3 rRNA genes are annotated in these 5463 nt (G+C 54.9%); all 3 read right to left on the minus strand.

What is annotated here, in order from left to right:
• Nucleotides 1-62 (minus strand): 5S ribosomal RNA (rrf, locus tag AB3M90_RS16105); the annotation flags it as partial.
• Between the two features lie 110 nt (nt 63-172).
• Nucleotides 173-3277 (minus strand): 23S ribosomal RNA (locus AB3M90_RS16110).
• Between the two features lie 408 nt (nt 3278-3685).
• Nucleotides 3686-5210, minus strand: a 16S ribosomal RNA gene (locus tag AB3M90_RS16115).
• Nucleotides 5211-5463: the final 253 nt, after the last annotated feature.

Genomic DNA, 5463 nt, shown 5'->3' on the forward strand with positions numbered 1-5463 from the left:
TGAGGCTTAGCTTCCGGGTTCGGAATGTGACCGGGCGTTTCCCTCACGCTATGGCCGCCGAAACACTATTGATGTTTCAAAAACCTAGCGATGACACGAGTGTCATCGGAAAGGCGGTTCTCGACCGTACATCGAGAACCACTCAGTGGACGCAAGCACCAACGAACGGTGTGTTATCAAGTCATCGGCTTATTAGTACCAGTCAGCTGCACACGTTACCGTGCTTCCACATCTGGCCTATCAACCCAGTAGTCTGGCTGGGAGCCTCTCACCCGAAGGTATGGAAGTCTCATCTTGAGGCCGGCTTCCCGCTTAGATGCTTTCAGCGGTTATCCATCCCGAACGTAGCTAATCAGCGGTGCTCCTGGCGGAACAACTGACACACCAGAGGTTCGTCCAACCCGGTCCTCTCGTACTAGGGTCAGATCCTCTCAAACTTCCTACGCGCGCAGCGGATAGGGACCGAACTGTCTCACGACGTTCTAAACCCAGCTCGCGTACCGCTTTAATGGGCGAACAGCCCAACCCTTGGGACCTACTCCAGCCCCAGGATGCGACGAGCCGACATCGAGGTGCCAAACCATGCCGTCGATATGGACTCTTGGGCAAGATCAGCCTGTTATCCCCGAGGTACCTTTTATCCGTTGAGCGACAGCGCTTCCACAAGCCACTGCCGGATCACTAGTCCCGACTTTCGTCCCTGCTCGACCTGTCAGTCTCACAGTCAAGCTCCCTTGTGCACTTACACTCGACACCTGATTGCCAACCAGGTTGAGGGAACCTTTGGGCGCCTCCGTTACTTTTTGGGAGGCAACCGCCCCAGTTAAACTACCCACCAGGCACTGTCCCTGAACCGGATCACGGTTCGAAGTTAGATATCCAGAGTGACCAGAGTGGTATTTCAACAATGACTCCACACGAACTGGCGTCCATGCTTCACCGTCTCCCACCTATCCTACACAAGCCACACCGAACACCAATACCAAGCTGTAGTAAAGGTCACGGGGTCTTTCCGTCCTGCTGCGCGTAACGAGCATCTTTACTCGTAATGCAATTTCGCCGAGTTCGCGGTTGAGACAGTTGGGAAGTCGTTACGCCATTCGTGCAGGTCGGAACTTACCCGACAAGGAATTTCGCTACCTTAGGATGGTTATAGTTACCACCGCCGTTTACTGGGGCTTAAATTCTCAGCTTCGCCTTGCGGCTAACCGGTCCTCTTAACCTTCCAGCACCGGGCAGGCGTCAGTCCGTATACATCGTCTTGCGACTTGGCACGGACCTGTGTTTTTAGTAAACAGTCGCTACCCACTAGTCTCTGCGGCCACCACGCCCTTTTCCCAGCAAGTGGGTATAAGCGGATGGCCCCCCTTCTCCCGAAGTTACGGGGGCATTTTGCCGAGTTCCTTAACCACGATTCTCTCGATCTCCTTGGTATTCTCTACCTGACCACCTGAGTCGGTTTGGGGTACGGGCGGCTGGAACCTCGCGTCGATGCTTTTCTTGGCAGCATAGGATCATCCACTTTTTATCCGCATCGTGTCTCAGCCTGTATGAATCGCGGATTTGCCTACGACTCGGCCTACACACTTGCACCAGGACAACCATCGCCTGGCTTGGACTACCTTCCTGCGTCACACCTGTTAATACGCTAACCGCACCAGAATGGGGTCGTGCGCTAGGCCCAGAGCGTCACCCCGAAGGGATCAGTCACTGGGATTCAGACACTTAGCACTACTGGATTAGCTTGGGCGGTTCTTCGCCGGTACGGGAATATCAACCCGTTGTCCATCGACTACGCCTGTCGGCCTCGCCTTAGGTCCCGACTTACCCAGGGAAGATTAGCTTGACCCTGGAACCCTTGGTCTTTCGGAGGACGTGTTTCTCACACGTCATTCGCTACTCATGCCTGCATTCTCACTCGTGTAGCCTCCACGGCTGGGTTACCCCGCCGCTTCACCGGCCACACGACGCTCTCCTACCCATCAACACGGCTGGACCACGAAGGCCTACCAATAATGTCAATGCCACAACTTCGGTGGCGTGCTTGAGCCCCGTTACATTGTCGGCGCGGAATCACTTGACCAGTGAGCTATTACGCACTCTTTCAAGGGTGGCTGCTTCTAAGCCAACCTCCTGGTTGTCAAGGCAACTCCACATCCTTTCCCACTTAGCACGCGCTTTGGGACCTTAGTTGGTGGTCTGGGTTGTTTCCCTCTCGACTATGAAGCTTATCCCCCACAGTCTCACTGCTGCGCTCTCACTTACCGGCATTCGGAGTTTGGCTGACGTCAGTAACCTTGTAGGGCCCATCGGCCATCCAGTAGCTCTACCTCCGGCAAGAAACACGCAACGCTGCACCTAAATGCATTTCGGAGAGAACCAGCTATCACGAAGTTTGATTGGCCTTTCACCCCTATCCACAGCTCATCCCCTCAGTTTTCAACCTAAGTGGGTTCGGTCCTCCACGACGTCTTACCGTCGCTTCAACCTGGCCATGGATAGATCACTTCGCTTCGGGTCTAGGACATGCGACTGAATCGCCCTATTCAGACTCGCTTTCGCTACGGCTACCCCACACGGGTTAACCTCGCCACATATCACTAACTCGCAGGCTCATTCTTCAAAAGGCACGCTGTCACACCTACCAGGGGTGCTCCAACGGTTTGTAAGCAAACGGTTTCAGGTACTATTTCACTCCCCTCCCGGGGTACTTTTCACCTTTCCCTCACGGTACTTGTCCGCTATCGGTCATCTGGGAGTATTTAGGCTTATCAGGTGGTCCTGACAGATTCACACGGGATTTCACGGGCCCCGTGCTACTTGGGATACTCTTCACGCCAAGCAAAGCATTTCGACTACGGGGTTGGCACCCTCTATGACCGGCCTTTCAAGACCGTTCGTCTATACCTTCTTGTAACGTCGACCACTCGGCAGAATGATCAGAAAAGTCCCACAACCCCGAACGTGCAACGCCTGCCGGCTCTCACACACGCTCGGTTTAGCCTGATCCGGTTTCGCTCGCCACTACTAACGGAATCGCGGTTGCTTTCTCTTCCTGTGGGTACTGAGATGTTTCACTTCCCCACGTTCCCTCTACCCGCCCTATATATTCAGACGGGAGTCACTAGGTCGGCACGCCGCCCAGCGGGGTTTCCCCATTCGGACACCCTCGGATCAAAACTTGCTTATCAGTTCCCCGAGGCTTATCGCAGATTGCTACGTCCTTCTTCGGCTCCAGATGCCAAGGCATCCACCGTTTGCTCTTAAAGACTTGAAATCACATGAGTTCGAATCGATCGCCACACCCCGAAAGGCATGGAGATTGACTAATGATCTTTAAGATCATCTTGCGCAACAACCCGAAGGCTGTTGCAAGATGCTCGCGTCCACTGTGTAGTTCTCAAAGTACGGGCGGTACCCTCCATCCCCTCCCCCCACGGGAAGACGACAAAAGGCCCAGAGGAACAGACCGTCCCGACCCGAAGATCGAAACCGCATCCGGTCCCTCAGGACCCAACAGCGTGCAGGCACCGAAACCCTTCACCCAGACGTTCCTGCAGCAAGCTGCGTACTGATCCGAGATCGACTCCCGATGCCATGTCAAATGTTCCACCCATGAGCTCCCAGCGAACCACGTGCGGGTCCGATCTGGGTTCTGGACGCCGAAGCGTCAGATGCTCCTTAGAAAGGAGGTGATCCAGCCGCACCTTCCGGTACGGCTACCTTGTTACGACTTAGTCCTAATTACCGATCCCACCTTCGACGGCTCCCTCCACAAGGGTTAGGCCACCGGCTTCAGGTGTTACCGACTTTCATGACTTGACGGGCGGTGTGTACAAGACCCGGGAACGTATTCACCGCAGCGTTGCTGATCTGCGATTACTAGCGACTCCGACTTCATGAGGTCGAGTTGCAGACCTCAATCCGAACTGGGACCGGCTTTTTGGGATTCGCTCCACCTCACGGTATTGCAGCCCTTTGTACCGGCCATTGTAGCATGCGTGAAGCCCAAGACATAAGGGGCATGATGATTTGACGTCATCCCCACCTTCCTCCGAGTTGACCCCGGCAGTATCCCATGAGTTCCCACCATAACGTGCTGGCAACATAGAACGAGGGTTGCGCTCGTTGCGGGACTTAACCCAACATCTCACGACACGAGCTGACGACAACCATGCACCACCTGTTTACGAGTGTCCAAAGAGTTGACCATTTCTGGCCCGTTCTCGTATATGTCAAGCCTTGGTAAGGTTCTTCGCGTTGCATCGAATTAATCCGCATGCTCCGCCGCTTGTGCGGGTCCCCGTCAATTCCTTTGAGTTTTAGCCTTGCGGCCGTACTCCCCAGGCGGGGAACTTAATGCGTTAGCTGCGTCACGGAATCCGTGGAATGGACCCCACAACTAGTTCCCAACGTTTACGGGGTGGACTACCAGGGTATCTAAGCCTGTTTGCTCCCCACCCTTTCGCTCCTCAGCGTCAGTTACGGCCCAGAGATCTGCCTTCGCCATCGGTGTTCCTCCTGATATCTGCGCATTCCACCGCTACACCAGGAATTCCAATCTCCCCTACCGCACTCTAGTCTGCCCGTACCCACTGCAGGCCCGAGGTTGAGCCTCGGGATTTCACAGCAGACGCGACAAACCGCCTACGAGCTCTTTACGCCCAATAATTCCGGATAACGCTTGCGCCCTACGTATTACCGCGGCTGCTGGCACGTAGTTAGCCGGCGCTTTTTCTGCAGGTACCGTCACTTTCGCTTCTTCCCTGCTAAAAGAGGTTTACAACCCGAAGGCCGTCATCCCTCACGCGGCGTTGCTGCATCAGGCTTGCGCCCATTGTGCAATATTCCCCACTGCTGCCTCCCGTAGGAGTCTGGGCCGTGTCTCAGTCCCAGTGTGGCCGGTCACCCTCTCAGGCCGGCTACCCGTCGACGCCTTGGTGAGCCATTACCTCACCAACAAGCTGATAGGCCGCGAGCCCATCCCCAACCGAAAAATCTTTCCAAACGCAGACCATGCGGTCACGTCACATATCCAGTATTAGACGCCGTTTCCAGCGCTTATCCCAGAGTCAGGGGCAGGTTGCTCACGTGTTACTCACCCGTTCGCCACTGATCCCACAGAGCAAGCTCCGTGTTCACCGTTCGACTTGCATGTGTTAAGCACGCCGCCAGCGTTCATCCTGAGCCAGGATCAAACTCTCCGTAAAAAAGAAATGCATACCCCACCGGGAAAACGGTGACGCAGCGAGTTTGAAACTGACCAAAGAGATATTCATTGCTGACTATCCGTTGCCACTCCCCAAAGGAAGTGGTCTTTGATCCAAAGGAATTCTCACCCAGCCGAAGCTGAACGAGGATAATTTGGCATTTGACAAGTGCACGCTGTTGAGTTCTCAAGGATCGGATGCTCCCACGACCCAGCCACCACAGCCAGGCCCGAAGGGCAACTTCTCTATCTTA

This window comes from Microbacterium martis, assembly GCF_047246685.1.
Taxonomy (GTDB): Bacteria; Actinomycetota; Actinomycetes; order Actinomycetales; family Microbacteriaceae; genus Microbacterium.